Here is a 26,940-nt window from a genome sequence, read left to right on the forward strand (position 1 = left end):
CACGACGCGTGGTCGACCACCCTGTGCGCGCCAGCCCTTGTGACCGAGACAGCGTTCGATGGCGACGCGGACGTCGTCACGGGCGCGTCACGACGGAGGAGAACACCATGCGACCGACACGGACCCTCCTCGCCACGGTGGTGGCCGGCTTGCTCGCCATCACCGCCTGTGGAGGGGGTGGAGACCCACTCGCCACGAACAGCACGGAGCCGGCGGGACGCGACACGATCACCGTGGGCTCGGCCAACTTCCCGGAGGCGGTCCTGCTCGGGGAGATCTACGCCGGAGCGCTGGAGGCCAAGGGCATCCAGGTTGAGCGCAAGCTCAACATCGGGAGTCGGGAGACCTACATCAAGGGACTCGAGGACGGCTCCCTCGACCTGGTTCCCGAGTACACCGGCGTGCTGCTGCAGTACTACGACTCCGACGCGACAGCCGCCGAGCCGGACGAGGTCTACGCCGCGCTCCGCGACGCTCTGCCGTCCGGTCTCACCGTCCTGGAGATGTCGTCGGCGGAGGACAAGGACGCGGTGGTGGTGACCCGGGAGACCGCCGAGGAGTACGACCTCAGCTCGATCGAGGACCTCAAGCCGTACGCGTCGTCGATGGTTCTGGGCGGTCCGCCCGAGTGGAAGACCCGACCGACTGGCGTCCCGGGCTTGGAGAAGGTGTACGGCCTGACGTTCAAGTCGTTCAAGGAGCTGGACACCGCGGGACCGGTGACCGTGGCGGCGCTCAAGAGCGGTCAGGTCGACGCCGCGAACCTCTTCACCACCCAGTCGGCGATCGAGGAGAACGACTTCGTCGTCCTCGAGGACCCGAAGCTGCTCTTCACCGCACAAAACGTCGTCCCGCTCATCGTCGAGGACAAGGCGTCCGACACCGTGCGCGACGCGCTGAACGCCGTCTCGGCCCAGCTGGACACCGAGACCTTGCGGGAGCTCGTCCGCAAGGTCGAAGTCGACAAGGAGGACCCCGACACGGTGGCGGAGGAGTGGCTGACCACGACCGGGCTGGTCTGATGCCGTGGTCGGGTTCCGCGGTTGGGCTGGTCTGAGGCACCGGACCGCCTCTCCCCGCCGCACCGCGTGGGAACGTCGACGTCGGACCTCGGCCGGCACCCCCGACTGGGCCGAGGTGGTGGCACGGCGGCCGGTTCGCGGGTGGAATGAGGACATGGAGCAGGTGACGGTCAGTGGCCGACCACTGACCGAGGCGGAGGTCGTGGCGGTCGCCCGGCACGGCTGCCGCGTCGCTCTCGCGCCCGAAGCGCTCACCGCGATCGCCGCTGGACGGAAGCCGGTCGACGACCTCGCTGCGGCGGAGCGCCCGGCCTACGGCGTTTCGACCGGGTTTGGTGCGCTCGCGACCCGCTTCATCGTCCCGGAGCTGCGGGCCAAGCTCCAGCGCAGCCTGATCCGCTCCCATGCCGCGGGGATCGGCCCCGACGTGGAGGACGAGGTCGTCCGGGCGATGATGCTGCTTCGCCTGCGGACCCTCGCGACCGGTCAGACGGGTGTTCGTCCGGAGATCGCGACGACCCTGCTGGCATTGCTCAACGCCGGCATCACCCCGGTCGTCCCCGAGCACGGGAGCCTCGGCTGCTCGGGCGACCTCGCGCCTCTGGCCCACGTCGCGCTCGCCCTCACCGGCGAGGGCGAGGTGTGGAGCGGTGAGGGTGGGGCGCGGCGGCGCCGACCTGCCGCCGAGGCGCTCGCCGACGCCGGCATCGCACCCGTCACGCTCGCGGAGAAGGAGGGCCTCGCGCTCATCAACGGCACCGAGGGCATGCTCGGCATGCTCGTGCTGGCCTGCCACGACGCACAGCGGCTGCTCGACACCGCCGACGTGACGGCGGCGATGAGCGTGGAGGCGCTGCTCGGCACCGACCGGGTCTTCGCCGCCGACCTGCAAGCCCTGCGGCCCCACCCGGGGCAGGTCCACTCGGCCCGACACCTGCGCCAGCTGCTCGCCGGCTCCCCCATCGTGGCGAGCCACGCCGGCCCCAGCGACACGCGGGTCCAGGACGCGTACTCGCTGCGATGCGCGGCCCAGGTCAACGGCGCGGCCCGGGACGCCCTGGCCTTCGCCCGGACGGTCGCCGGTCATGAGCTCGCCGCGGTCATCGACAACCCGGTCGTGCTGCCGGACGGTCGGTTGGAGTCGAACGGCAACTTCCACGGGGCGCCGCTGGCGTACGCGCTGGACTTCCTCGCGATCGTCGTCGCCGACGTCGCGAGCATGGCGGAACGTCGGACGGACCGCTTCCTCGACGTGGCCCGAAGCCACGGCCTCCCGGCGTTCCTGGCCGACGACCCCGGGGTGGACTCGGGGTACATGATCGCCCAGTACACCCAGGCCGCCTTGGTCAGCGAGCTGAAGCGGCTCGCGGTCCCCGCGAGCGTGGACTCCATTCCCTCCTCGGCCATGCAGGAGGACCACGTCTCGATGGGCTGGTCGGCGGGACGCAAGCTCCGTCGAGCCCTCGCCGGGCTCGCCGAGGTGTTGGCCGTGGAGGCGATGACGGCGGCCCGCGGACTCGACCTGCGGGCGCCCTTGCGGCCGGGACCGGCGACCTCGGCCGTGCTCGCCGCCATTCGACGGCGGGTGCCGGGGCCGGGTCCCGACCGCGAGCTGTCGAAGGAGATCGCCGCCGTGGTCGACCTGGTCCGTTCCGGTGAGCTCGTCGTCGCGGCGCAGTCGGTCACCGGGCCGTGGGACGCGGAGCCTGAGCTGTCCGCGCACGCGGCGGAGCCCGAAGCGGCAGAGGAGGACCCATGACGCACGACACCCACCTCAGCGTGCCCCGCACGGTCACCGCGCCGCGGGGGGCGACTCTGCACGCCCGAGGCTGGCAGCAGGAAGCGGCGCTGCGGATGCTGCAGAACACCCTCGACCCCGAGGTGGCCGAGCACCCAGACGACCTGGTGGTCTATGGCGGCACGGGGAAGGCCGCGCGGGACTGGGCGAGCTTCGACGCGCTCGTCCGGACCTTGGAGTGGCTGGCGGACGACGAGACGATGCTCGTCCAGTCGGGTCGCCCCGTCGGCGTCCTGCGGACGCACGAGTGGGCGCCTCGCGTGCTGATCGCCAACTCCCACCTGGTTCCCGAGTGGGCCACCTGGGAGGAGTTCCGGCGGCTCGAGACGCTCGGCCTGACGATGTACGGCCAGATGACCGCCGGCTCCTGGATCTACATCGGAACCCAGGGCATCCTCCAGGGCACGTACGAGACGTTCGCCGCCGTCGCGGCGCGACTCGAAGGGCAGGACGGCTCCCTGGCGGGCACGGTGACGTTGACCGCTGGGCTCGGCGGCATGGGCGGCGCGCAGCCGTTGGCGGTCACCATGAACGGCGGTGTCGCGCTGTGCGTCGAGTGCGACCCGTCCCGGATCGAGCGTCGTCTCGCCCAGGGCTACCTCGACGTGTGGGCCGAGTCGCTCGACGAGGCCTCGCGCCTGGTCGAGCGGGCCCGGCAGGAACGCCGGTCGCTGTCGGTCGGCGTCCTCGGCAACGCCGCCGAGGTGGTGCCTCTCCTCCTCGCCCGAGGGCTGCCGGTCGACATCGTGACCGACCAGACGTCCGCGCACGACCCGCTGCGCTACCTGCCGCTCGGGGTCGCGTTCGAGGACTGGAAGACGCTGCGCCATCGGGACCCGGACGGGCTCGTCGAGCGCGCACGAGAGTCCATGGCCCGGCACGTCGACGCCATGGTGGGCTTCCTCGACGCGGGTGCCGCGGTCTTCGAGTACGGCAACTCCCTGCGCGAGGAGGCTCGCCGGGGTGGTGCCACCCGCGCGTTCGACATCCCCGGCTTCGTCGCCGCGTACATCAGGCCCCTGTTCTGCGCCGGCAAGGGGCCGTTCCGGTGGGTGGCGCTCTCGGGCGATCCAGCGGACATCGCCCGGACCGACCAGGCGGTGCTCGAGCTGTTCCCCGACAACGAGCCGCTCGTCCGATGGATTCGGCTGGCGCGCGAGCGGGTCACGTTCCAAGGGCTGCCTGCTCGCATCTGCTGGCTGGGGTACGGCGAGCGGGACCGCGCTGGCCTGCGCTTCAACGACATGGTGGCGTCCGGAGAGCTCAAGGCTCCCGTCGTCATCGGGCGGGACCACCTGGACTGTGGGTCCGTCGCCTCGCCGTACCGCGAGACCGAGGCGATGCTCGACGGATCGGACGCGATCGCCGACTGGCCTGTGCTCAACGCGATGGTGAACGTCGCGAGTGGGGCCTCGTGGGTGTCGCTGCACCACGGCGGCGGGGTGGGCATCGGCCGCTCGATCCACGCGGGGCAGGTGTGCGTCGCCGACGGGACGCCACTGGCGGCGCAGAAGCTGGAGCGGGTCCTCACCAACGACCCCGCCCTCGGTGTGCTGCGACACGTCGACGCCGGCTACGCGCGGGCGGAGCGGGTCGCCGAGGCTGGTGGGCTGGTCGTTCCGACCCGCGACCACGGTCGGCTCGGAGACGGTGGCCCGTGACGAACGACGGAGTGGGATCCTCAGCCGCCGGCGCGGTCGCGCCGACGTTCCACGAGATGTGGGAGGAGCTCGCCGCGCTCGGCCGAGACCCGCGCACGGGCGGCTACCACCGCCTGAGCTGGACGCCCGCCGAGCGGGCGTGTGTCGTCTGGTTCCAGGAGCAGGCCGCCCGGCGCGGTCTCGTGCTGGACGGCGACGGGAACGGCAACCTCGTCGCGTGGTGGTGGCCGGACTCGGCGTCACCGGAGCGCGGGCGACTGGACGGTGGTGTGGTGACCGGAAGTCACCTGGACTCCGTCCGGGGTGGGGGCGCCTACGACGGCCCCCTGGGGGTGGTCTCAGCGCTCGCGGCCATCGACGTGCTCAGGGCCAGCGGCGTCCGCCCGCGTCGGCCGCTCGGCGTCGCGGTCTTCGTGGAGGAGGAGGGTGCCCGCTTCGGTGTGCCGTGCCTCGGCTCTCGGTTGATGACCGGAGCGCTGACGCCCGACGAGGCGGCGCGACTGCGGGACGCCACCGGCACCTCCCTCGTCGACGCGATGCGACAAGCGGGTCACCACGCCGAGCTGGGTCCGTCGCTCGCGCTGTTGCGCGATCCGGTGGCGTTCGTCGAGCTGCACGTGGAGCAGGGCCGCCAGCTCGCCGACCTTGGCGCCCCCGTCGGTGTCGCCACCTCGATCTGGCCGCATGGTCGCTGGCGGTTCGAGTTCACCGGTGAGGCCAACCACGCCGGCACGACGGCGATGGAGGACCGCCACGACCCGATGGTGACCTACGCCATGACGGCACTCGCGGCGAACAAGCGGGCTCGACTGCTGGAGGGACGTGCCCGGGCGACCTTCGGCCGGGTCGAGGTCGAGCCGAACGCGGTGAACGCCGTGCCGTCCCGCGTCCGGGCGTGGCTGGATGCTCGGGCTGCGGACGAACGCATCCTCGAGACCCTGGTCGGCGACATCCGGCGGCAGGCTGGGGAGCGGGCGACCCGAGACGGGACGCGGCTCGTCGTGGAGCGGGAGTCCTGGACGCCAGCCGTCGAGTTCGACCCGACCCTGCGTGACCGGCTGCGGCTGGTGGCTCGAGTGGCCGTGGCTGGGACAGGGTTCGAGGCAGGTGAGGTCCCGCTGCTCGCCACCCAGGCGGGGCACGACGCGGGCATCCTGGCGAGCGCCGGAGTCCCCACCGCCATGCTCTTCGTCCGCAACCCCACCGGGGTGTCGCACGCTCCCGCCGAGTACGTCGACCCCGTGGATCGGGTCGCCGGGGTGGGGGCACTCGCGGCGGTCCTGGCGGATCTCCTCAGGCACTGATCTCCTACTGACGCACCGGCTCGAGGTCGGGCACAGCCCGACATACCGACAGCGGGGGTATCGAGTCGCCGCTCGCAGGCTGTCACGGGGGTCAGTGCTCGGTGAGCGGCTCCAGAAGGCGGTGGGGACGGCGCAGGGCTCGGCTCACCGGGTCCTCTCGCGTCGACTCGGCACCGGGACCAGGCCGCATCTCCACGCTCTCAGGCGGGACCTGGTCGCCGCAGGCGGGACAGACCGGGCTCCCGGTGAGGTGTCCCCCGCAGCCGAGGTGGACGAACAGACGGCGAGGGCGGCCGTCCGCGAGGTGCCGCTCGCCCCAGCTGGCCAGCGCGAGCAGCGCCGGCCAGAGGTCGCGTCCCATCTCGGTGAGCACGTACTCGTCGCGGGGCGGGCTGTCCTGGTACCGGCGCTTTTCCATCACGCCGGCCTCGACCAGCCTCTGGAGTCGCTGGGAGAGCACGGCCCGCGGCATGTCCAGGTGGGCGAGGAAGTCGCCGAAGCGGCGAACGCCGTAGAAGGCGTCGCGAATCACCAGGAACGTCCAGCGCTCACCGATGAGCTCCAGCGCGCGGGCGAGGGAGCACTCCTGTCCTTCGTAGTTCTTGCCCAACCCCACGCGCGGCATCTTAGTTCATTCACTGAACCCACATCTGCTACGGTGCTCGCGGATAGGTTCAATCATTGAACTAACCAGAGGTGCTCTCGTGACCGTCGCTGCTGCTCAGGTTCCCGCCGCTCCGGCTGGGGCGCGCACCACTCTGGTGATGTCGTGCGCGGCCGTCTTCCTCGTCATGGTCAACTACACGGTCCCAGCCGTGACACTCCCGGTGACCGCGGCCGACCTCCGCGCGGGCGTCACCGGGCCCGCGTGGATCCTCAACGGCCTCGTCCTCGGCTTGTCCGCGCTGCTGCTGGTCGCTGGAGTCATCGCTGACGAGTACGGGCGCCGTCGCACGTACCTCGTCGGCATGCTGCTGTTCGCGCTCGCGAGCGTGGGCGCCGCGATCGCCTCTCGAACCGCCACCTTCGTCACCGCGCGGGTGCTGCAAGGCGCGGCGAGCGCCGCGTTGCTCGCCGCTGGGCTGGGTGCGGTGGGTCACGCCTACCCTGCTGGTCCCCCGCGGTTGAAGGCCACCAGCTCCTACGGTGCGATGGTCGGGCTCGGCGTTCTCGCCGGCCCGTTCGTCGCGGCCGGTATCACCACCGTCGCCGGGTGGCGGGCCACCTACGGGGCGCTCGCCGTCGTCGCCGCTGTGCTTGCGCTCCTCGGCGCCGGTCTGTTGCCCGAATCACGCGCCGAGCGGCCCCGCCGCCTCGACGTCGCCGGTGTCGTCACGCTCAGCCTCGGTCTCACCGCACTCGTCACCGGTCTCACCGAGGGGCGGCTCGGCTGGACGCGGCCCCTCGTCCCGGCCAGCTTCGAGCTCGCCGCTGTCCTGCTCGTCGCGTTCACGCTGATCGAGCGGCACCGAACGGAACCACTGCTCGAGCTGGTGCTGTTCCGCACTCCGCTCTTCGCCATCGCCACCGGTGGGGCGCTCGTCTCCGGCATCACGGTCATGGCTGTCATGACGTTCCTGCCGAACGTGGTGCAGCTCGCTCACGGGATCTCGCCGATCGGAGCCGCTCTGCTGTTCGGTCTGTGGTCCGGCGTCTCGTTCCTCGTCTCCCTCCAGGCCCGGAGGGTGCCACTCGCCGGTCGCTCCCAGCTCGGTCTCGGCTTGACCCTCGCCGTCGTCGGGTACCTCCCGCTGCTCGGCGTCGGCGACCACTGGTCTCCCGTGCGGGTCGTCATCGGCCTGCTCGTCGCTGGGGTCGGCAGCGGCCTCATCAACGCGGCCCTCGCCTACCTCGCCGTCGCGAGCGTCCCGCCCGGCCAGAGCGGTATGGGGGCTGGTGCCAACAACACCGCTCGCTACGTCGGCTCCGCCCTCGGTGTGGCCGCGATCTCGTCCGTCGTCGGCGCGTACGGCTTGAGTCGCGGAATCGACGTTGCTCTGGTGACCTGCATCGCCGTCGTCCCCGTCGTCGTCCTCGCCGGCCTGCGCCTCAGGATCGCGTCTGAGGATCGCTCCCGAGGATCGCTCCCGAGGATGTGGTGAGGGCCGCGCCCCAGCCGCACGCGCGTCACGTCCACCCGGAGTCCGCCTGAAGTCCACCCAGACATCGCCGTGGTCCAGACAGCCACGTGCTGAACCTGCCCGCCGGCCGGGGCCGCACGGGCGGGGCGCGTTCGCTTGCGTTCGCGGGGTCCGTCCTGCTAAGTACCGTCTGGGCGATCGGCCGCGGGTCCTAGGTTCCCTTCATCCGGCTCTCTGGGCCCGTGCCGGGCGCAGGTGATCGCAGCCAAAGGGAGTGACGCGACGGTGAACGGCACAGCCATCGCGACACGCCGAGAGCGCGACACGCCGGTGAATGTGGTCACAAATAAGCCAACAACCCGCGGTTGATCTTGCACCCGTTGTGTGCGCTATGTCAGGATTCCCAGCCGGTAGCGCCCACTGCCGCGGCAGTTTGATCACGGAAGGTGATCGAACGTCCGGAATGTGAGATCTCCTCACGAAGGCCCCGGTAGTGGGACCGTTGCCGTTTGTTCTACGCTCCGTCTGTTTTCTCAGTCCGTACGACTACCCCCGGGGGGTCACATCGTGAGATCGCGTCGCTTGGTCGGCGGTCTCGCAGCCCTTGCCACCGCGGTCAGCGGTTCGGCACTGGTTGCGATGGCGACGCCGGCCAACGCGGGATCGCTGACAAGTCCCGCGTTCGGTAAGAAGCCCGACGCCGTCGTGCAGCAGCGTGGAAACGACGGCACGGTGCGCGTCATCGAGGCCAAGGGCGGCACCATCGCGCGTCCGAAGGGAGTCTCCGCCAAGGCCAAGCCTGAGCAGGCCGCCAAGGCGCACCTCGACCGCTTCGCGAGCGCGTTCGGTGTGTCGAGCAAGGAGCTGAAGCACAAGAGCACCGTCGAGCTCGACAACGGCACGGCCGTCCGCTTCGAGCGCACCCACCAGGGCATCGAGGTCATCGCGGGCGAGGTGGTCGTCTCCCTCGACAAGTCCAACAACCTCGAGTTCATCGTGGGTGAGGTGGGCGCTACGCCCAGCAAGCCCTTCCCCAAGGGCGTTCTCAACGAGAGCAAGGCGCAGGCCGTGGCCAAGCAGGTCGTGGCCAAGCGGGAGAAGCTCTCGTCGGCCTCCGGCCTGAAGGCCAAGCTCGAGGGCAAGGCCTGGTACGACCCGCAGGTTCTCGGCGTTCCGGGGCAGGAAGGTGTCCGGCCGGTCTACAAGCTGAAGGTCACCGACCCGTCCAACATCGAGCTGCAGTACCAGGTCCTCGTCAACGCCTCCACGCTCAAGGTCGAGCTGGCCTACAACACCGTCCAGCACGCCATCAACCGCGTGGTGTGTGACGCTGAGGGCCAGGTGGTCAGCGACTACACCTGCGGCGTCGGCCTGCCGGTCACGCGGGCCGAGGGTGACGGTCCGTCGTCGGTGGAAGACGTCAACAACGTCTACGACTTCTTCTACGACACCTCGGTTCGGTTCGCCAGCTACGTCAACGTTGACGTGACGCAGCTGATCGGAGCGGACTACGGCGACGGCCGCGGTCAGGCTCTGCGTGGCACGGTCCGCATCTGCGCCGAGAACCAGTGCCCGTTCCAGAACGCGTTCTGGGACGGTCAGCAGATGGTCTTCGGTGAGGGCCTGGCGGCCGACGACGTCACCGCCCACGAGCTGGGCCACGGCGTCACCCAGGCGACCGCCAACCTCGCGTACCTGTTCCAGTCGGGCGCCATCAACGAGGGTCTGTCGGACTTCTGGGGCGAGATCGTCGACCAGAACAACGGCAGCGATGACGACACCGACGAGAACCGGTGGAAGATCGGCGAGGGGACGAGCATCGGGGTCATCCGCGACATGGCCGACCCGACCAGCCTGGGTCAGCCGGACCGGATGACGTCCGACCTGTGGGACGACGACCCGGCGCTCTGGGACAACGGCGGTGTCCACACCAACAGCGGTGTCTTCAACAAGGCCGCGTACCTGATGGTCGACGGCGGTAGCTTCAACGGCTACGACATCCGCGGCCTCGGTCCGGCCAAGTCCGCCAAGATCGTGTGGACGCTGCAGAACCTCCTCGCGCCGGGCGCCGACTACAAGGACGTCTTCTACACCCTGCCGCTGGCCTGCCGGAAGAACATCGGTCGTGCCGGCACGTTCCTGACCGAGGACGACTGCGCCCAGGTCGACAAGGTCGTCCGCGCGACCGAGATGTACAAGGACCCGGCGAAGGGTGCCCCGAAGAACGTCGACTACTGCGACAACGGCACTCCGACCTCCGTCTACCGCCAGGACTTCGAGTCCCGGAACGACGGCTGGGAGTTCGAGGGCAACTGGCTGCTCTCCAGCGAGACCGGCTTCGAGCGGCTGGCGACCACCGGCGAGGACTCCGCGGTGGCCTGGACTGTCGCCGGTGACAACATCTCGCTGACCCAGCAGGAGGCGGTGACGATTCCGGAGGGTGCCTTCGCCCGGTTCGACAACATGTACCTGCTCAACTCGGGCGACGGTGCCGCGCTGGAGTACTCGACGGACGGCGGCGCCACCTGGAAGCCGGCCGCTGAGCTGCCGAACGTGAACGGTGAGGACACGCCCGTCGACTCGATCGGCGGCAAGAGCTTCTCCGGCAACTCGAACGGCTTCGGCGGTACCCGGTACGACCTCTCCAGCCTGGCTGGGCAGGACGTGAAGTTCCGGTTCCGTGCCGCGTCCGTCACGTCGGACTCCGCTTGGTGGGTCGACAACTTCAAGATCTACACCTGCGGCTGAGTCCAGGCTGTAGCTCTGAATCCTCGAGGGCCCTGGTTCACCCCCGGGTGGGCCGGGGCCCTCTTCATGTCTGGGTTCCTCTGCCTGCTTGGCCTGTCGTCGGCCCGCTGGGTCTGTCGTCGGCCGAGCTCACGTCCACTGGCCGTGCGACGCGGCGGGTGGCACGTGGAACGGCACGTTCTCCAGAGTCGGCAGGCGATCACCCGCCCCGCACTAGAAACCGTTACGTATGCCCACTATGCTCCCTCCGGCATGCTTCGACCCACTACGTATCCGTTTTCGATTGAGTGATGGGGGATTCAGTGAAGTACCGACGCACGGTCGGTGGCTTGGCTGCGCTGGCGACCGTCGTCAGCGGTAGCGCACTCGTGGCGCTGGCCACCCCGTCCTACGCCGGATCGACGACAGGCCCCAGCTTCGTCTCCGACGCGGGCGGCGCTACCGCAGGACGTGGACCTGGACTGGTGAGCGTCCTGAAGCGTGACGACGGCTCGATCCTCGGTATCCAGGCCAAAGACAACCCGATCGAGGCGCCGCGTGGCACCTCGTCCTCGCCGAAGGAAGCGGCAAAGGCTCACCTCGAGCGTTTCGCGCCGCGCCTTGGTGTCTCGGCTTCGGACTTTAAGCCGGTCACCACGGCGAAGGTGCCTGGTGGTAGCACCGTCCGGATGCAGCAGCACATTGACGGGCTTCCCGTCGTGGCCGGCGAGGTCGTGGTCTCGCTCGACCGCGAGGGCCGTTTGGAGGCGCTGCTCGGCGAAACGACCAAGGGCACGGTCGAGAAGGCGAAGAGCCCGCTGAGCCAGGCGAAGGCGGCGACGATCGCGCGCCGGTACGTCGCCAAGAAGGCCGGTGTCTCCGCGGACAGCCTCCGGGTGCGAAGCGAGGGCCGTTGGATCTACAACCCAGCGTTGCTCGGGGCGCCGGGTGCGCCGGTCAACCGCGAGACGTTCAAGTTCCGCGTCTCGAGCCGGAACGCGATGGTCGACTACACCGTCTTCGTCGACCTCGGGTTCAAGAGCGTCGCCCTGGCGTACAGCAACAACCACGCGGGTCTGAACCGACAGGTCTGTGACCTGAACAACACCGACGTCGGGACCCTCGACGGTGCGGCGTGCGACGGCACCACCGTGCCGTACGCCCGTCAGGAAGGCGACGCCCCGACCGGCGTGGACGAGGTCGACAACGTCTACGACCGTCTGGGCGAGGTGGCCAAGTGGTACGCGTCGTACGTCAACCTCGACGTCTCGGCGTTCATCGGTGGGCAGGAGAAGTCGCTGAAGGCGACGGCGCGGGCCTGCGTCTCTCAGTCCCACAACGGCTGCCCCATGGCCAACGCCTTCTGGAGCGACGGCATTGGCGGGGTGGTGTTCGGTGACGGCGTGAGCGCGCTCGACGTCGTCGGGCACGAGGTCACGCACGGTGTCACCTCGCACACGTCCAGCCTCTACTACGTCTACCAGTCGGGTGCGCTCAACGAGTCGATCTCCGACACCATGGGTGAGCTGATCGACCTCGCGGCGCACCCGGAGAAGCGGGGCACCGACCAGGCGTGGCTCATCGGCGAGGAGAACACCCAGCCGGGCATCGACAAGCCGTGGCGGAGCATGAAGGACCCGACCGCCTACGACCAGCCCGACACCATGACCTCGCCGCTGTGGAACGACGACCCCGAGCTCTGGGACAACGGCGGTGTCCACACCAACAGCGGTGTCGGCAACAAGGCCGCCTACCTGATCGCCGAGGGCGACAGCTTCAACGGCTACGACGTTCGTGGCCTGGGTCTGGCCAAGACGTTCAAGATCTACTGGACGGCGTCGAACCTCCTGACGTCTGGCTCCGACTACAAGGACCTGTTCCACGTCCTGCCGCTGGCGTGCCGGAAGAACATCGGCCGGCCCGGTACGCACATCACGGAGGATGACTGCGCCCAGGTCGACAAGGCGGTCCGGGCCACGGAGATGTACAAGGACGCGTCGAAGGGCGCGCCCGTTGCCACGCCGTACTGCGAGGAGGGTGAGACCGTTCGGGCTTCCTACTCGCAGGGCTTCGACGAGGCGCCGTCCGACTGGACCCTGGCCGGCGGTGCCGGGATGGTGATGTCCGACTGGGGTGTCGACTACGTGAACCGTGGCGAGGATGCCCTCGGTCTGTTCACCGAGACCGGTCGGGTCGACAGCAGCACGGCGACGTCTGAGGCGTTGTCGATTCCGGCCAACAGCAAGCTGCGGATCGACTACGCGTCGCTCATGGCGTGGAGCCGGCCGCAGCCGGGTGCGAGCGCCAAGCTGGAGTACAACGACGGCTCCGGCTGGAAGGACGCCAGCGCTCTGCCGGGTTCGGTGAACGGTGGTCCGTGGTCGCTGCACTCCAACGGCTGGTCGTCGGCGAAGTACGACCTGTCCAGCTTGGCCGGTAAGCAGGTGCAGTTCCGGTTCACCGTGAGCGGTGTCTCGGGCGACGCGCAGGACCCGGTGTCGCTGCTGTTCCTCGACAACTTCAAGATCTACACCTGCGGCTGATCCACTCCACGTGGTGGACGGAGGCGGGGTGCCCCAGGGCACCCCGCCTCTTCCTGTGTTCTTGTGCTCTTGTGCAGCCGCCATGCGCGTCGGCGACCCCGGGTGACGGGACACGAGGGTCCGCGATCGTGGTCAAGGTCGCGGCCGTGAGCTCGACCTCGAAAGCGTCGCCAAGGGCTGGGCGGTCCGTCGGGATGGTCTCGCCTCCGCGTGGTGAGCCGTGCGTCCCCACGACGTAGGTCCCTGACGCCGTCCACTGGGTGGCGATGACTGATCGGAGCCAGTGCAGTGGGTCGGGCGGTGTCCCGGTCTGTCCGGCTCGGGCGCCACGTGTGGATGGTCGGGAATCCTGGGGCTATCCTCGTCGTTAGGAAAGTTGAGTCCAGTCGACTCAGATCTGTTGACAGCGACCAGCGCGTCCAGGAGGATTGAGTCGAGGCGACTCAGCTTCGGCCGTCAGGCCATTGTGCCTCGACGGCGTCCTGCTGGCCACTGCGGACGAAGACGACCCGACCCGGACGGGGCGGGCGATCGGCAAGGAGGTTGCGGCGCATGTCCCGTGCGATCGGTATTGATCTTGGTACGACGAACTCTGTGGTTGCGGTTCTGGAGGGTGGGGAGCCGTCGGTTATTGCGAATGCGGAGGGGTCGCGGACGACTCCTTCGGTGGTGGCGTTCGCGAAGAATGGTGAGGTTTTGGTTGGTGAGGTCGCGAAGCGGCAGGCGGTCACCAATGTGGACCGGACCATTCGTTCGGTGAAGCGCCACATGGGGACCGATTGGAAGATCGAGATCGACGGGAAGTCGTTTTCGCCGCAGCAGATTTCCGCGTTTGTTCTGCAGAAGTTGAAGCGGGACGCGGAGGCGTATTTGGGGGAGCCGGTCACGGATGCGGTGATTACGGTTCCGGCGTATTTCTCGGATGCGCAGCGGCAGGCGACGAAGGAGGCTGGTGAGATCGCTGGGCTGAATGTTCAGCGGATCATCAATGAGCCGACTGCTGCGGCGTTGGCGTATGGGTTGGACAAGGAGAACGACCAGACGATTCTGGTGTTCGACTTGGGTGGTGGCACGTTTGACGTGTCGCTGCTGGAGATTGGTGAGGGTGTGTTCGAGGTCAAGGCGACCTCGGGTGACAACCATCTTGGCGGGGATGACTGGGACGCCAGGGTGGTGGATTGGTTGATCACCCAGTTCAAGAACAAGCATGGGATTGATCTGGGTGCGGACCGGATCGCGCGTCAGCGGTTGGTGGAGGCCGCGGAGAAGGCGAAGATCGAGTTGTCGTCTGCGTCGGAGACGCAGATCAATCTGCCGTACATCACGTTGGGTGAGTCGGGTCCGCTGCACTTGGATGAGAAGTTGACGCGGGCGGAGTTCCAGCGGATGACGGCGGATCTGTTGGAGCGGTGCCGGGGCCCGTTCGAGCAGGTGATCAAGGATGCTGGGATCAGTGTGTCGCAGATCGACCACGTGATCTTGGTGGGTGGCTCGACCCGGATGCCGGCGGTGGCGGACCTGGTGCGTGAGCTGACCGGGGGTAAGGAGCCGCACAAGGGCGTCAACCCCGACGAGGTGGTCGCGGTCGGTGCCTCGCTGCAGTCGGGTGTGCTCAAAGGCGAGGTCAAAGACGTCCTCCTGCTCGACGTCACACCCCTCTCCCTCGGCATCGCCACCAAGGGTGGTGTCTTCACCAAGATCATCGAGCGCAACACGACCATTCCGACGAAGCGCTCCGAGATCTTCACGACCGCTGAGGACAACCAGCCCTCGGTGATGATCGAGGTCTTCCAGGGCGAGCGTGAGATGGCCCGGGACAACAAGTCCCTCGGCAACTTCGAGCTGACTGGTATCCCGCCGGCGCCGCGGAACGTGCCTCAGATTGAGGTGACGTTTGATATTGACGCGAACGGGATCGTGCATGTGTCGGCGAAGGACCTGGGGACTGGTCGCGAACAAAAGATGACCGTGACTGGTGGGTCGGCTCTGCCTCGTGAGGAGATCGAGCGGATGATCAAGGAGGCGGAGCAGTACGCCGAGGAGGACCGGAAGCGTCGGGAGGCGGCGGAGCTGCGGAACCAGGCCGACACGCTGGTCTACCAGACGGAGAAGTTCTTGGCCGATAACCCGGACACGGTGCCGGCGGATGTGAAGTCGGAGGTGGAGCGGGACATCGCCGAGGTGAAGAAGGCGCTCGAAGGCGATGACACCAGCGCGCTCAAGGCCGCCTTCGACAAGCTGTCCGCCTCCCGCACCAAGATCGGCCAAGCCATCTACGCCAACGCCCAGCAGAGCGCGACCGCTGGTGAGAGCGGCGGCACGAGCGCCAGTGCGAGCGGCAAGGACGACGAGGACGTGGTCGAGGCGGAGATCGTCGACGAGGACAAGCCATCTGACGAAGGGCAGGGCGGTCAGAAGTGACTCAGGCCGAAGGACACGAGAAGCCCGTGATCCGCGACCGGAGGCGCATCGACCCGGAGACCGGCAAGCTCCGTACCGCGTCGGAGACCGCCGCACAGCCCCAACCCCAACCCGAGTCGACGTCGGAAGGGGACGCGGTCCAGGGGACGGCTGGTCCGGCTCAGACAGGTGAGTCGGGTCAGGTGACGACGCCGCCGGCGGCGACGGCGTCCGGTGTGGACGGGGGCGTCGCTCCACCCGACGCAGCCAAGCTCGCGGCCAGGATCGAGCAGCTCGAACGGGAGCTGGCCGAACGCACCGACGACCTCAAGCGAGTCCAGGCTGAGTACCTCAACTACAAGCGTCGGGTCGAGCGCGACCGAGAGCTGGTGCGCGACCTCGCGGTTGGCTCGGTTCTCACCGAGCTGCTCCCCGTGCTCGACGACATCGGACGAGCGCGGGAACACGGCGAGCTCACCGGCGGTTTCAAAGCGGTCGGTGAGGCGCTCGAGACGACCGTCGCCAAGCTCGGCCTGGTGCGCTACGGCGAGGTGGGTGACTCGTTCGATCCGCGGATCCACGAGGCGCTCATGCACTCCTACGCCGACAACGTCGACGGGCCGACCTGCACGGCGATCCTCCAGCCCGGCTACCGCCACGGCGACCGGGTCCTGAGGCCGGCGCGTGTCGCGGTGGCCGAGCCCACGGTCGGGCCCACCGACAACGGGGAGGCGGGGCAGCAGCCGAGCGAGGCGGCGGAACAGCAGCCCGGTGGTGCCGCGGATCAGCAGGCCAGTGAGACGGCGGGCCAGCAGTCCGAGACATCGGGTACCGACTCGACGTCGCAGTCCCCCTCCAGCGACAGCTAAACCACGGAGAGAGCACCGATGAGCACCAAAGAGTGGCTGGAGAAGGACTACTACAAGGTGCTCGGCGTCTCCAAAGACGCGTCCCCCGAAGAGATCAAGAAGGCCTACCGTCGGCTCGCCCGGCAGAACCACCCGGACGCCAACAAGGGCGATCCGAAGGCGGAGGAGCGCTTCAAGGAGGTGTCGGAGGCCTACTCGGTGCTGTCCGACCCTGCTCGGCGCAAGGAGTACGACGAGACACGGTCGCTCTTCGGGGGCGGAGGCTTCCGCTTCCCGGGTGGTGGTCAGACGGGTGGGTTCCCGTTTGACCTCGGTGACATCTTCGGCCAGCCAGGCACGCGGACCGGAGGTCTGGGTGACCTGCTGGGCGGGATCTTCACCGGCGGCCGCACGCGAACCACGGGAGTCCGTCCGCGTCGGGGTGCCGACGTGGAGACCGAGGTCACCATCAGCTTCGTCGACGCGGTCGAGGGCGTCACGGTGCCCCTGCGGATGACGAGCGACAGCCCGTGTCCGGCGTGCTCGGGGACGGGTGCCCGCTCGGGCACGCTGCCGCGGGTGTGTCCGGACTGCGAGGGCGTCGGTATGCGCGCCACCGCGCAGGGCGGGCGGCTCGCGATCTCCGAGCCGTGCCGAACCTGCCGCGGTCGCGGCATGGTCGTCGATGACCCCTGCCCGAGCTGCCACGGCTCGGGCAGGGGCCGCTCCTCGCGGACCATGCAGGTCCGCATCCCGGCGGGGGTTCACGACGGCCAACGCATCCGGCTGCGGGGCAAGGGCGCGCCGGGCGAGCGTGGTGGCCCAGCGGGCGACCTCTACGTGACCGTCCACGTGCAGCCGCACGAGCGGTTCGGCCGCAAGGGCGAGCACCTCACGATCACGGTGCCGATCACCTTCCCCGAGGCCGCACTCGGAGGGGAGATCAAGGTCCCCACGCTGAACGGGCCTCCGGTGCGGTTGAAGATCCCGCCGGGCACACCCAACGGGCGGACCTTCCGCATCCGCGGCAAGGGAACCACCCGGCGCGACGGCACCAAGGGCGATCTCCTCGCCACCGTGGAGATCGTCGTCCCCAAGCACCTCGACGAGGAGGCGAAGAAGGCGTTGGACGCCTTCCGCAGGGCGACCGGCGCCGCTGACCCCCGCGATGACCTGCGGTGACGGGAAAGGAGGCAGGCGATGAGCGGTGACAGCATCGACGCGGCCTCCCGCGCGCGCCGGTCGGCCCGGGGCCGCGCCGCCAAGCAGACGTTCGGCGTCCCGATGGACATCGACACTCCGGCGTACGTCATCAGCGTCGCGGCCGAGCTCACCGGACTTCACCCGCAGACGCTCCGGACGTACGACCGGATCGGGCTGGTGACGCCAGGTCGCTCCGTCGGGGGTGGGCGGCGGTACTCGATGCGGGACATCGAGACGCTCCGGCGGGTCGCGGAGCTCACCGCCGCCGGCATCGGCCTGGAGGGCGTGAAGCGGATCCTCGAGCTCGAGGCACAAGTGGAACGTCTGAGCGCGCGTGTGGCGGAGCTGGAGAGCGCGCTCGAGGAGGCCCGAGCCATGGCGGAGCGTGCCGGGGAGCAGGCGTCGTTCCTACCCGAGCTGATGCCGCGCTCCACCCAGGCGGTCGTCGTGTGGCAGGGACGCTCGTCTCGGCGCCGGCGTGGTTCCCGTGGGAGCTGAGCGAACCAGACGACGGGGGACAACAAGGAGCGGATGAAGCATGGACGCGCAGAAGCTGACGACGAGGAGTCAGGAGGCTCTGTCAGCGGCGATCCGGCAGGCCGCGAACGCCGGTAACCCCTCGGTGGAGCCGGTGCACCTGCTGCAGGCACTGCTTGCCGATCCGGAGGGCACGGCGGGTGCTCTGCTGGACGCGATCGGGACCGGTCGTGAGGCCGCGCGCCGGGCCGCCGAGGACGCCGTCCGCCGGCTGCCGTCGGTGAGCGGGTCCACCGTGCAGGCGCCGGGTCTGTCCAGGCCGATGTACCAGGTGCTGCAGGTGGCCCAGGACCAGGCGAGCGAGCTGGGCGACGAGTACATCTCGACCGAGCACCTGCTGGTCGCTCTGGCGACCGTGGCGAGCAGCGCCAAGGACATCCTGAACCGCATGGGCGCCACGCCCGACGCCCTCCGCGCGGCGTTCTCCCAGGTGCGGGGCTCCGCGCGGGTGACCACACCTGACCCGGAGGGCACCTACAAGGCGCTGAGCAAGTACTCCGTCGACCTCACCGAGCGGGCCCAAGAGGGCAAGCTCGACCCGGTGATCGGTCGGGACGCCGAGATCCGCCGGGTCGTCCAGGTGCTGTCGCGGCGTACCAAGAACAACCCGGTGCTGATCGGCGAGCCGGGGGTCGGCAAGACGGCGGTCGTGGAAGGGCTCGCCCAGCGGATCGTCGCGGGCGACGTGCCCGAGTCGTTGAAGGGACGCCGCTTGGTCGCGCTGGACCTCGCCTCGATGGTGGCCGGCGCCAAGTACCGAGGGGAGTTCGAGGAGCGTCTGAAGGCCGTCCTCGCCGAGATCAAGGAGTCCAACGGCCAGATCATCACCTTCATCGACGAGCTGCACACGGTCGTGGGCGCGGGTGCCGCCGGCGACAGTGCGATGGACGCCGGCAACATGCTCAAGCCCATGCTGGCCCGTGGCGAGCTGCGCATGATCGGCGCGACCACGCTGGACGAGTACCGCGAGCGCATCGAGAAGGACCCGGCGCTCGAACGCCGGTTCCAGCAGGTGTTCGTGGGTGAGCCGTCGGTCGAGGACACCATCGCGATCCTGCGTGGCTTGAAGGAGCGGTACGAGGCGCACCACAAGGTGCAGATCGCGGACAGCGCTCTCGTCGCCGCGGCGGTCATGTCCAACCGCTACATCACCGGCCGCAAGCTGCCCGACAAGGCGATCGACCTCGTCGACGAGGCGGCGAGCCGACTCCGGATGGAGATCGACTCCAGCCCGATCGAGATCGACGAGCTGCGCCGGCAGGTCGACCGGATGAAGATGGAGGAGCTCGCGCTCGCCAAGGAGGAGGACGAGGCGAGCAAGGAGCGGTTGGCGCGACTGCGGGCCGAGTTGGCCGACAAGCAAGAGGCACTGCGCGGCCTGGAGGCGCGCTGGGAGAAGGAGAAGGCCAGCCTCAACCGCGTGGGTGAGGTCAAGCAGCGGCTCGACGACCTGCGAGGTCAGGCCGAGCGCGCTCAGCGAGAGGGTGACCTGGAGACCGCCGCGCGGATCCTCTATGGCGAGATCCCCCAGCTGGAGAAGGAGCTCGCCGCCGCCTCGGCGCAAACGACCGAGACGACGCCGATGGTGCGCGAGGAGGTCGGCCCTGACGAAGTGGCCGAGGTGGTGTCGAGCTGGACCGGCATCCCGACGGGCCGGCTGCTCGAGGGCGAGAGCGGCAAGTTGCTCCGCATGGAGGAGGAGCTGGGCCGGCGGATCATCGGCCAGCGTCGCGCCGTTCAGGCCGTCTCCGACGCGGTGCGCCGGGCCCGGGCCGGGATCTCGGACCCGGACCGGCCGACGGGGTCGTTCCTGTTCCTCGGCCCGACCGGGGTCGGGAAGACCGAGCTGGCGAAGGCGCTGGCGGAGTTCCTCTTCGACGACGAGCGCGCGATGGTGCGCATCGACATGAGCGAGTACTCCGAGAAGCACTCGGTGGCGCGACTCGTCGGCGCCCCGCCTGGCTACGTCGGCTACGAGGAGGGCGGCCAGCTCACCGAGGCCGTGCGCCGGCGGCCGTACTCGGTGGTCCTTCTCGACGAGGTGGAGAAGGCTCACCCGGAGATCTTCGACGTCCTGCTGCAGGTGCTCGACGACGGCCGGCTGACGGACGGCCAGGGTCGGACCGTCGACCTGCGCAACGTCATCCTGATCCTCACCAGCAACCTCGGGTCGCAGTACCTCGCCGACCCTGCGCTGGACGAGGACAAGAAGCGGGAGCTCGTGATGAACGTCGTGCGGTCGTCGTTCAAGCCCGAGTTCCTGAACCGTCTCGACGAGGTGGTGCTCTTCGACCCACTGGGCAGCGAGGAGCTCACGAAGATCGTCGAGCTCCAGGTGGCGGCCCTGGCGAAGCGACTCGCCGAGCGCCGCATCACCCTCGAGGTCACCAGTGGCGCCAAGGAATGGTTGGCGCTCACCGGATACGACCCCATCTACGGCGCCCGGCCGCTGCGTCGACTCGTCCAGTCGGCGATCGGCGACGGGCTGGCTCGCAAGATCCTGGCCGGCGAGGTGCGCGACGGCGATCGGGTGCTCGTGGACGTGAACGACGCCAGCGACTCCCTCGACATCCGCGTCGCTGAACCCGCCGCCACCGCGTCCGCGTAAGTCGTGACGAGCGTGCAGGAGAAGACAGCGCATGTCCCGTGCGATCGGTATTGATCTTGGTACGACGAACTCTGTGGTTGCGGTTCTGGAGGGTGGGGAGCCGTCGGTTATTGCGAATGCGGAGGGGTCGCGGACGACTCCTTCGGTGGTGGCGTTCGCGAAGAATGGTGAGGTTTTGGTTGGTGAGGTCGCGAAGCGGCAGGCGGTCACCAATGTGGACCGGACCATTCGTTCGGTGAAGCGCCACATGGGGACCGATTGGAAGATCGAGATCGACGGGAAGTCGTTTTCGCCGCAGCAGATTTCCGCGTTTGTTCTGCAGAAGTTGAAGCGGGACGCGGAGGCGTATTTGGGGGAGCCGGTCACGGATGCGGTGATTACGGTTCCGGCGTATTTCTCGGATGCGCAGCGGCAGGCGACGAAGGAGGCTGGTGAGATCGCTGGGCTGAATGTTCAGCGGATCATCAATGAGCCGACTGCTGCGGCGTTGGCGTATGGGTTGGACAAGGAGAACGACCAGACGATTCTGGTGTTCGACTTGGGTGGTGGCACGTTTGACGTGTCGCTGCTGGAGATTGGTGAGGGTGTGTTCGAGGTCAAGGCGACCTCGGGTGACAACCATCTTGGCGGGGATGACTGGGACGCCAGGGTGGTGGATTGGTTGATCACCCAGTTCAAGAACAAGCATGGGATTGATCTGGGTGCGGACCGGATCGCGCGTCAGCGGTTGGTGGAGGCCGCGGAGAAGGCGAAGATCGAGTTGTCGTCTGCGTCGGAGACGCAGATCAATCTGCCGTACATCACGTTGGGTGAGTCGGGTCCGCTGCACTTGGATGAGAAGTTGACGCGGGCGGAGTTCCAGCGGATGACGGCGGATCTGTTGGAGCGGTGCCGGGGCCCGTTCGAGCAGGTGATCAAGGATGCTGGGATCAGTGTGTCGCAGATCGACCACGTGATCTTGGTGGGTGGCTCGACCCGGATGCCGGCGGTGGCGGACCTGGTGCGTGAGCTGACCGGGGGTAAGGAGCCGCACAAGGGCGTCAACCCCGACGAGGTGGTCGCGGTCGGTGCCTCGCTGCAGTCGGGTGTGCTCAAAGGCGAGGTCAAAGACGTCCTCCTGCTCGACGTCACACCCCTCTCCCTCGGCATCGCCACCGGCCAGACCGCGGCGCGCGGCGGGGTGTTCACGAAGATCATCGAACGGAACACCACAATCCCCACCAAGCGCTCGCAAATCTTCACCACCGCGTCGGACAACCAACCGTCCGTCCTCATCGAGGTCTTCCAGGGCGAGCGCCCCATGGCGGCTGACAACAAGCTGCTGGGCAACTTCGAGCTCACCGGCATTCCGCCCGCCCCTCGCGGCGTCCCTCAGATTGAGGTGACGTTTGATATTGACGCGAACGGGATCGTGCATGTGTCGGCGAAGGACCTGGGGACTGGTCGCGAACAAAAGATCACGGTGACTGGTGGGTCGGCTCTGCCTCGTGAGGAGATCGAGCGGATGATCAAGGAGGCGGAGCAGTACGCCGAGGAGGACCGGAAGCGTCGGGAGGCGGCGGAGCTGCGGAACCAGGCCGACACGCTGGTCTACCAGACGGAGAAGTTCTTGGCCGATAACCCGGACACGGTGCCGGCGGATGTGAAGTCGGAGGTGGAGCGGGACATCGCCGAGGTGAAGAAGGCGCTCGAAGGCGATGACACCAGCGCGCTCAAGGCCGCCTTCGACAAGCTGTCCGCCTCCCGCACCAAGATCGGCCAAGCCATCTACGCCAACGCCCAGCAGAACGCCGCGTCGTCGGGGTCGTCCGAGACCACGAGCCAGGAGACCCCGGTCGACGGCGACGTCGTGGAGGGCGAGGTCGTCGAGGACGACCAGCGTGACCAGAAGTCGTCCTGATCGAGTCGTCCTGGTCGAGCCTGACCGTGGAGGTCCGCCGGTGCGGGCGGACCTCCACGCAGGTCCGCTCGATCGAGGTCGACGCTCCCTCACCTCTCCCCCTGCGCGGACGGCGCGCGGCGGCCACCGGTCGCGGCGCCGCCTACGCTGACGGCATGGGCCGCCGAACGGAGCTGCGCGACTTCCTACGGAGCCGGCGGGCTCGGCTGAGTCCCGAGGACGTGGGCCTGCCGGGCGCCGGTCGGCGTCGCACTCCGGGGTTGCGCCGGGAGGAGGTGGCCGTCCTGGCCGGGGTGGGCGTCTCCTGGTACACGTGGCTGGAGCAGGGACGCGACATCACCGTCTCGCCGCAGGTTCTGGACGCGGTGGCGCGAGCGTTGCGGCTGAACCACGACGAGCGCGCGTACCTGTACGTCCTGGCGGGGTGTAACCCGCCTCTCCCCGCGCCGGAGGACGGGACGCCGATCGGGGACGAGCTGCGGCGGTTGCTGGACGCCTGGTCGCCGCGTCCGGCGTACGTGCTCGACCGGCACTGGGGGATCGTCGCGGTGAACGAGCCGGCGCGGACGGTCTTCGGTCTCACCGACGACGACCACAACTGTCTGGTGTCGTTCTTCACCAGTCCCGCCTACCGCTCCTCGTTCGCGCACTGGGAGGCGGCGGCTCCGGGGGTCGTCGCCCAGTTCCGCGCCGACGCGGCCCGCTATCCGGACGACCCGGAGTTCGCACGCCTGGCCGCCGACCTGTGCCGGGCCAGCGCGGAGTTCGCCGAGCTGTGGCGACGCCACGAGGTGAGGTCCGCGACCCAGGGGATCAAGGCGATCCGACATTCTGAGGAGGGCCTGCTGGTTCTCGAGTACACCAGCTTGCCGTTGCCCAACCACCCGGGTCACCGGCTGGTGTTGCACAACCCACGACCGTCCACGGGGACAGCGGAGAAGCTGGAACGACTGGCCGGCAGCGTGGTGGTACCACACCCATGATCAGCTCGCTCTGGTCGCGGTGACGAGCGCCGGGCAGCATCCGGTTATGAGCCGATTCACCGACCAGGTTGCGCTGATCACCGGCGGGAGCAGTGGCATCGGATTGGCCACCGCCCGTCGCTTCGTCGCTGAAGGTGCTCACGTGGTCATCACCGGCCGTGACCGGCGGCGCCTGGACGCCGCCGTCGCCGAGCTCGGAGATCGCTGCGTGGGCGTGGCCGCGGACGTAGGCGATCCGGACGGCGTGGACGCGGCGACGACGGCTGTGCGGGAGCGACACGGTCGGCTCGACATCGTCGTCGCCAACGCGGGGACCGGGACGTTCAAGCCGTTCGCCGAGATCACCGTGGCGGACTTCGAGCGGACGGTGGCGGTGAACTTCCGCGGCGTGTTCTTCACCATTCAGCGGGCGCTTCCACTGCTGGCGGAGGGCGCTCGGATCGTCGTCAACGCCTCCTGGACCCTGCACCGAGGGAACGCCACCGCCAGTCTGTACTCCGCCACCAAGGCGGCGGTGCACAACTTGGCACGGACTCTCGCTGCGGAGTTGGGTCCGCGGGGCGTCCGGATCAACTCGGTGAGCCCGGGATACATCGACACACCGATGTATCCCGAGGCCGAGCTCGACCCCGCCGAGGCCGCGGCCAACCGAGGACGTGTGCCAGCCGGTCGATTCGGTCGCCCGGAGGAGGTCGCGGCGGCGATCGCGTTCCTGGCCAGCCCGGAAGGCTCCTACATCAACGGGCAGGACCTGATCGTGGACGGCGGTCTGGTCGCGGTCGTCCCAGGCGGGTGAGACGCTCGACGGTGTCGGCTCGACGTTGCGGCGTGGGCGGCCGGCGTGGGTGGCCGGCGTGGGTGGCCGGCGTGGGTGGCCGGCGTGGGTGGCCGGCGGCCCCGGCGAGGACCGTGGACAGTCGCCCGCGAGGCGGAACGAGCCACGGATGCCCTGTTTCGTCCCGATTCGCGACAGCCGGTTCGCCTCGATTTGACTCACGGAGAGCGGGTCCGTATGGTTCTACTCGCCTCGCCGGAGAGCGGGACGCCGAGCGGCGGCCGATCCGTCGGGGAACCCAGTCCACCAGCTCGAGTCGGTACACTGTGTCTCCCACAGGAAGCCGACACGACAAACCCCGCGATCAATCCGACCCGTCGGGTTGACGTGGTTGGGTGGGGTGGGTAGTGTTGGTGGTTGGCCCTGCTTCTGGGTGGCTGCTGTGTGTGGTGGTTGCCTGGGGGTGTGGGTTTGATTCTTGAGAACTCAACAGCGTGCCTGTTAGCCGATGTGTAGTTTTTGGCCCTCGCAGCGCCGCGGCCTCGTGTGGGGTTGTGGTGTTGTGGTGGTTCCTTTGGGTGGATGACCCTGTGTTGGGGTTGTTTGCCTGCTGGGATCGTTAGGGCTTTCTGTCTTGGGCTGCTGCCTGCCTTTGTGGTGGGTGGTGGTCTGTTGGTTTTTGGACGGAGAGTTTGATCCTGGCTCAGGACGAACGCTGGCGGCGTGCTTAACACATGCAAGTCGTGCGGAAAGGCCCCTTCGGGGGTACTCGAGCGGCGAACGGGTGAGTAACACGTGAGTAACCTGCCCCTAGCTCTGGGATAAGCCTGGGAAACTGGGTCTAATACCGGATATGACTTCTGCCCGCATGGGTGGGGGTGGAAAGGTCTTTGACCGGCTAGGGATGGGCTCGCGGCCTATCAGCTTGTTGGTGGGGTAATGGCCTACCAAGGCTGTGACGGGTAGCCGGCCTGAGAGGGCGACCGGCCACACTGGGACTGAGACACGGCCCAGACTCCTACGGGAGGCAGCAGTGGGGAATCTTGCGCAATGGGCGAAAGCCTGACGCAGCAACGCCGCGTGAGGGATGACGGCCTTCGGGTTGTAAACCTCTTTCAGCGGGGACGAAGCGAGAGTGACGGTACCCGCAGAAGAAGCGCCGGCCAACTACGTGCCAGCAGCCGCGGTAATACGTAGGGCGCGAGCGTTGTCCGGAATTATTGGGCGTAAAGGGCTCGTAGGCGGTGTGTCACGTCGAAAGTGAAAATCCGGAGCTTAACTCCGGACCTGCTTTCGATACGGGCACACTAGAGGTAGGCAGGGGAGAGTGGAATTCCTGGTGTAGCGGTGGAATGCGCAGATATCAGGAGGAACACCGGTGGCGAAGGCGGCTCTCTGGGCCTTACCTGACGCTGAGGAGCGAAAGCGTGGGGAGCGAACAGGATTAGATACCCTGGTAGTCCACGCCGTAAACGTTGGGCGCTAGGTGTGGGGGATTTTCCACGTCCTCCGTGCCGTAGCTAACGCATTAAGCGCCCCGCCTGGGGAGTACGGCCGCAAGGCTAAAACTCAAAGGAATTGACGGGGGCCCGCACAAGCGGCGGAGCATGTTGCTTAATTCGAGGCAACGCGAAGAACCTTACCTGGGCTTGACATGCAGGGAAAAGCCGTAGAGATACGGTGTCCTTCGGGGCCCTGCACAGGTGGTGCATGGCTGTCGTCAGCTCGTGTCGTGAGATGTTGGGTTAAGTCCCGCAACGAGCGCAACCCCCGTCCTATGTTGCCAGCGGGTAATGCCGGGTACTCATAGGAGACTGCCGGGGTCAACTCGGAGGAAGGTGGGGATGAGGTCAAGTCATCATGCCCCTTATGCCCAGGGCTGCAAACATGCTACAATGGCCGGTACAATGGGCTGCTAAACCGTGAGGTGGAGCGAATCCCAAAAAGCCGGCCTCAGTTCGGATCGGGGTCTGCAACTCGACCCCGTGAAGTCGGAGTCGCTAGTAATCGCGGATCAGCAACGCCGCGGTGAATACGTTCCCGGGCCTTGTACACACCGCCCGTCAAGTCATGAAAGTCGGCAACACCCGAAGCCGGTGACCCAACCCCTTTTTGGGGAGGGAGCCGTCGAAGGTGGGGCTGGCGATTAGGACTAAGTCGTAACAAGGTAGCCGTACCGGAAGGTGCGGCTGGATCACCTCCTTTCTAAGGAGCAGTTGTCCCGCCCCTGTGTTTGGTGTGGGGGTTGGGGCTCGCCCTGCCTGGTTGTGGGTGGGGTGGTGCTCGATGGTGTGGAACGTCGGCTGAAGGCGCTCGGCTGGTTTGGTGTCATGTCCTAGTACTGCCCTGCTGTGTGTGGGGTGTGGAACGGGTGGCGCTGGGCTGGTTGGGTGTCGTGGCACGCTGTTGGGTCCTGAGGGATCAAGCCCACGTGTGGGGTTTGGTTCTGCGGGCCGCTCTGGTTGCCGCGCGACCATTGCCGCTGTTGGTGGTGGTTGTGTGGTGGCGGGTGGGGTGGTTTCCGCTTGTGTTTTGAGAACTGCACAGTGG

The 26,940-nt window shown here is 68.1% G+C and carries 16 protein-coding genes and 1 rRNA gene; 16 read left to right on the forward strand and 1 reads right to left on the reverse strand.

What is annotated here, in order from left to right; genetic code table 11:
* Nucleotides 1-107 precede the first annotated feature (107 nt).
* From DFJ64_RS10215 to DFJ64_RS10230, 4 genes are all read left to right on the forward strand, one after another.
* Nucleotides 108-1,022, forward strand: a complete 915-nt coding sequence (locus DFJ64_RS10215; protein ID WP_115850255.1) for an ABC transporter substrate-binding protein — start codon at nucleotides 108-110, stop codon at nucleotides 1,020-1,022.
* Nucleotides 1,023-1,176: 154 nt separating this feature from the next.
* The gene (gene hutH / locus DFJ64_RS10220; protein WP_115851972.1) at nucleotides 1,177-2,781 is read left to right on the forward strand and encodes a histidine ammonia-lyase; all 1,605 of its coding nucleotides are present in this window, start codon (nucleotides 1,177-1,179) and stop codon (nucleotides 2,779-2,781) included.
* On the forward strand, nucleotides 2,778-4,481 hold the full coding sequence (locus DFJ64_RS10225; RefSeq protein ID WP_115850256.1) for a urocanate hydratase: 1,704 nt from the start codon (nucleotides 2,778-2,780) through the stop codon (nucleotides 4,479-4,481). The genes hutH and DFJ64_RS10225 overlap by 4 nt, the downstream gene beginning before the upstream one ends.
* Nucleotides 4,478-5,785, forward strand: coding sequence for an allantoate amidohydrolase (locus tag DFJ64_RS10230; protein ID WP_342768118.1), 1,308 nt, complete (start codon nucleotides 4,478-4,480; stop codon nucleotides 5,783-5,785). Before DFJ64_RS10225 ends, DFJ64_RS10230 begins: the two co-directional genes overlap by 4 nt.
* A gap of 91 nt (nucleotides 5,786-5,876) precedes the next feature.
* Here DFJ64_RS10230 and DFJ64_RS10235 read toward each other — a convergent pair whose 3' ends face one another.
* Nucleotides 5,877-6,401, reverse strand: a complete 525-nt coding sequence (locus DFJ64_RS10235) for a winged helix-turn-helix transcriptional regulator (RefSeq protein WP_115851974.1) — start codon at nucleotides 6,399-6,401, stop codon at nucleotides 5,877-5,879.
* Between the two features lie 88 nt (nucleotides 6,402-6,489).
* Here DFJ64_RS10235 and DFJ64_RS10240 point away from each other — a divergent pair, with 88 nt between their 5' ends.
* The 12 genes from DFJ64_RS10240 (at nucleotide 6,490) to DFJ64_RS10295 (ending at nucleotide 26,595) form a co-directional block, all read left to right on the forward strand.
* Nucleotides 6,490-7,887, forward strand: coding sequence for an MFS transporter (locus DFJ64_RS10240; protein WP_115850257.1), 1,398 nt, complete (start codon nucleotides 6,490-6,492; stop codon nucleotides 7,885-7,887).
* A 618-nt stretch (nucleotides 7,888-8,505) separates the two neighbouring features.
* Nucleotides 8,506-10,614, forward strand: coding sequence for a M4 family metallopeptidase (locus tag DFJ64_RS10245; protein WP_115850258.1), 2,109 nt, complete (start codon nucleotides 8,506-8,508; stop codon nucleotides 10,612-10,614).
* A 290-nt stretch (nucleotides 10,615-10,904) separates the two neighbouring features.
* A complete protein-coding gene (locus tag DFJ64_RS10250; RefSeq protein ID WP_245941052.1) occupies nucleotides 10,905-13,136 on the forward strand; it encodes a M4 family metallopeptidase in 2,232 nt (743 codons plus the stop codon).
* 552 nt (nucleotides 13,137-13,688) lie between these two features.
* The gene (gene dnaK, locus DFJ64_RS10255) at nucleotides 13,689-15,557 is read left to right on the forward strand and encodes a molecular chaperone DnaK (protein ID WP_115850260.1); all 1,869 of its coding nucleotides are present in this window, start codon (nucleotides 13,689-13,691) and stop codon (nucleotides 15,555-15,557) included.
* Nucleotides 15,558-15,583: 26 nt separating this feature from the next.
* Entirely contained in the window at nucleotides 15,584-16,405 is an 822-nt protein-coding gene (gene grpE, locus DFJ64_RS10260; RefSeq protein WP_245941053.1) for a nucleotide exchange factor GrpE, read from the forward strand.
* A gap of 18 nt (nucleotides 16,406-16,423) precedes the next feature.
* Nucleotides 16,424-17,566, forward strand: coding sequence for a molecular chaperone DnaJ (gene dnaJ, locus DFJ64_RS10265; protein WP_115850262.1), 1,143 nt, complete (start codon nucleotides 16,424-16,426; stop codon nucleotides 17,564-17,566).
* Between the two features lie 18 nt (nucleotides 17,567-17,584).
* On the forward strand, nucleotides 17,585-18,085 hold the full coding sequence (locus DFJ64_RS10270) for a heat shock protein transcriptional repressor HspR (protein ID WP_115850263.1): 501 nt from the start codon (nucleotides 17,585-17,587) through the stop codon (nucleotides 18,083-18,085).
* Between the two features lie 40 nt (nucleotides 18,086-18,125).
* On the forward strand, nucleotides 18,126-20,732 hold the full coding sequence (gene clpB, locus DFJ64_RS10275; protein ID WP_115850264.1) for an ATP-dependent chaperone ClpB: 2,607 nt from the start codon (nucleotides 18,126-18,128) through the stop codon (nucleotides 20,730-20,732).
* 31 nt (nucleotides 20,733-20,763) lie between these two features.
* Complete coding sequence (gene dnaK / locus DFJ64_RS10280) at nucleotides 20,764-22,632, forward strand: molecular chaperone DnaK (protein ID WP_115850265.1); 1,869 nt, start codon at nucleotides 20,764-20,766, stop codon at nucleotides 22,630-22,632.
* A gap of 155 nt (nucleotides 22,633-22,787) precedes the next feature.
* A complete protein-coding gene (locus DFJ64_RS10285; protein ID WP_115851975.1) occupies nucleotides 22,788-23,615 on the forward strand; it encodes a helix-turn-helix transcriptional regulator in 828 nt (275 codons plus the stop codon).
* A 46-nt stretch (nucleotides 23,616-23,661) separates the two neighbouring features.
* Nucleotides 23,662-24,411: an SDR family NAD(P)-dependent oxidoreductase gene (locus DFJ64_RS10290; RefSeq protein WP_115850266.1), complete on the forward strand. Its 750-nt coding sequence runs from the start codon at nucleotides 23,662-23,664 to the stop codon at nucleotides 24,409-24,411.
* 659 nt (nucleotides 24,412-25,070) lie between these two features.
* A 16S ribosomal RNA gene (locus DFJ64_RS10295) occupies nucleotides 25,071-26,595 on the forward strand.
* Nucleotides 26,596-26,940 lie beyond the last annotated feature (345 nt).

The organism is Thermasporomyces composti, assembly GCF_003386795.1.
Taxonomy (GTDB): Bacteria; Actinomycetota; Actinomycetes; order Propionibacteriales; family Actinopolymorphaceae; genus Thermasporomyces; species Thermasporomyces composti.

Excerpts from the sequence above, each read along its gene's own strand:
- DFJ64_RS10215 (WP_115850255.1), top strand. The coding sequence starts at position 108 with ATGCGACCGACACGGACCCTCCTCGCCACGGTGGTGGCCGGCTTGCTC.
- hutH (WP_115851972.1), top strand. The coding sequence starts at position 1,177 with ATGGAGCAGGTGACGGTCAGTGGCCGACCACTGACCGAGGCGGAGGTC.
- DFJ64_RS10225 (WP_115850256.1), top strand. The coding sequence starts at position 2,778 with ATGACGCACGACACCCACCTCAGCGTGCCCCGCACGGTCACCGCGCCG.
- DFJ64_RS10245 (WP_115850258.1), top strand. The coding sequence starts at position 8,506 with ATGGCGACGCCGGCCAACGCGGGATCGCTGACAAGTCCCGCGTTCGGT.
- DFJ64_RS10250 (WP_245941052.1), top strand. The coding sequence starts at position 10,905 with ATGGGGGATTCAGTGAAGTACCGACGCACGGTCGGTGGCTTGGCTGCG.
- dnaK (WP_115850260.1), top strand. The coding sequence starts at position 13,689 with ATGTCCCGTGCGATCGGTATTGATCTTGGTACGACGAACTCTGTGGTT.
- dnaJ (WP_115850262.1), top strand. The coding sequence starts at position 16,424 with ATGAGCACCAAAGAGTGGCTGGAGAAGGACTACTACAAGGTGCTCGGC.
- DFJ64_RS10270 (WP_115850263.1), top strand. The coding sequence starts at position 17,585 with ATGAGCGGTGACAGCATCGACGCGGCCTCCCGCGCGCGCCGGTCGGCC.
- clpB (WP_115850264.1), top strand. The coding sequence starts at position 18,126 with ATGGACGCGCAGAAGCTGACGACGAGGAGTCAGGAGGCTCTGTCAGCG.
- dnaK (WP_115850265.1), top strand. The coding sequence starts at position 20,764 with ATGTCCCGTGCGATCGGTATTGATCTTGGTACGACGAACTCTGTGGTT.
- DFJ64_RS10285 (WP_115851975.1), top strand. The coding sequence starts at position 22,788 with ATGGGCCGCCGAACGGAGCTGCGCGACTTCCTACGGAGCCGGCGGGCT.
- DFJ64_RS10290 (WP_115850266.1), top strand. The coding sequence starts at position 23,662 with ATGAGCCGATTCACCGACCAGGTTGCGCTGATCACCGGCGGGAGCAGT.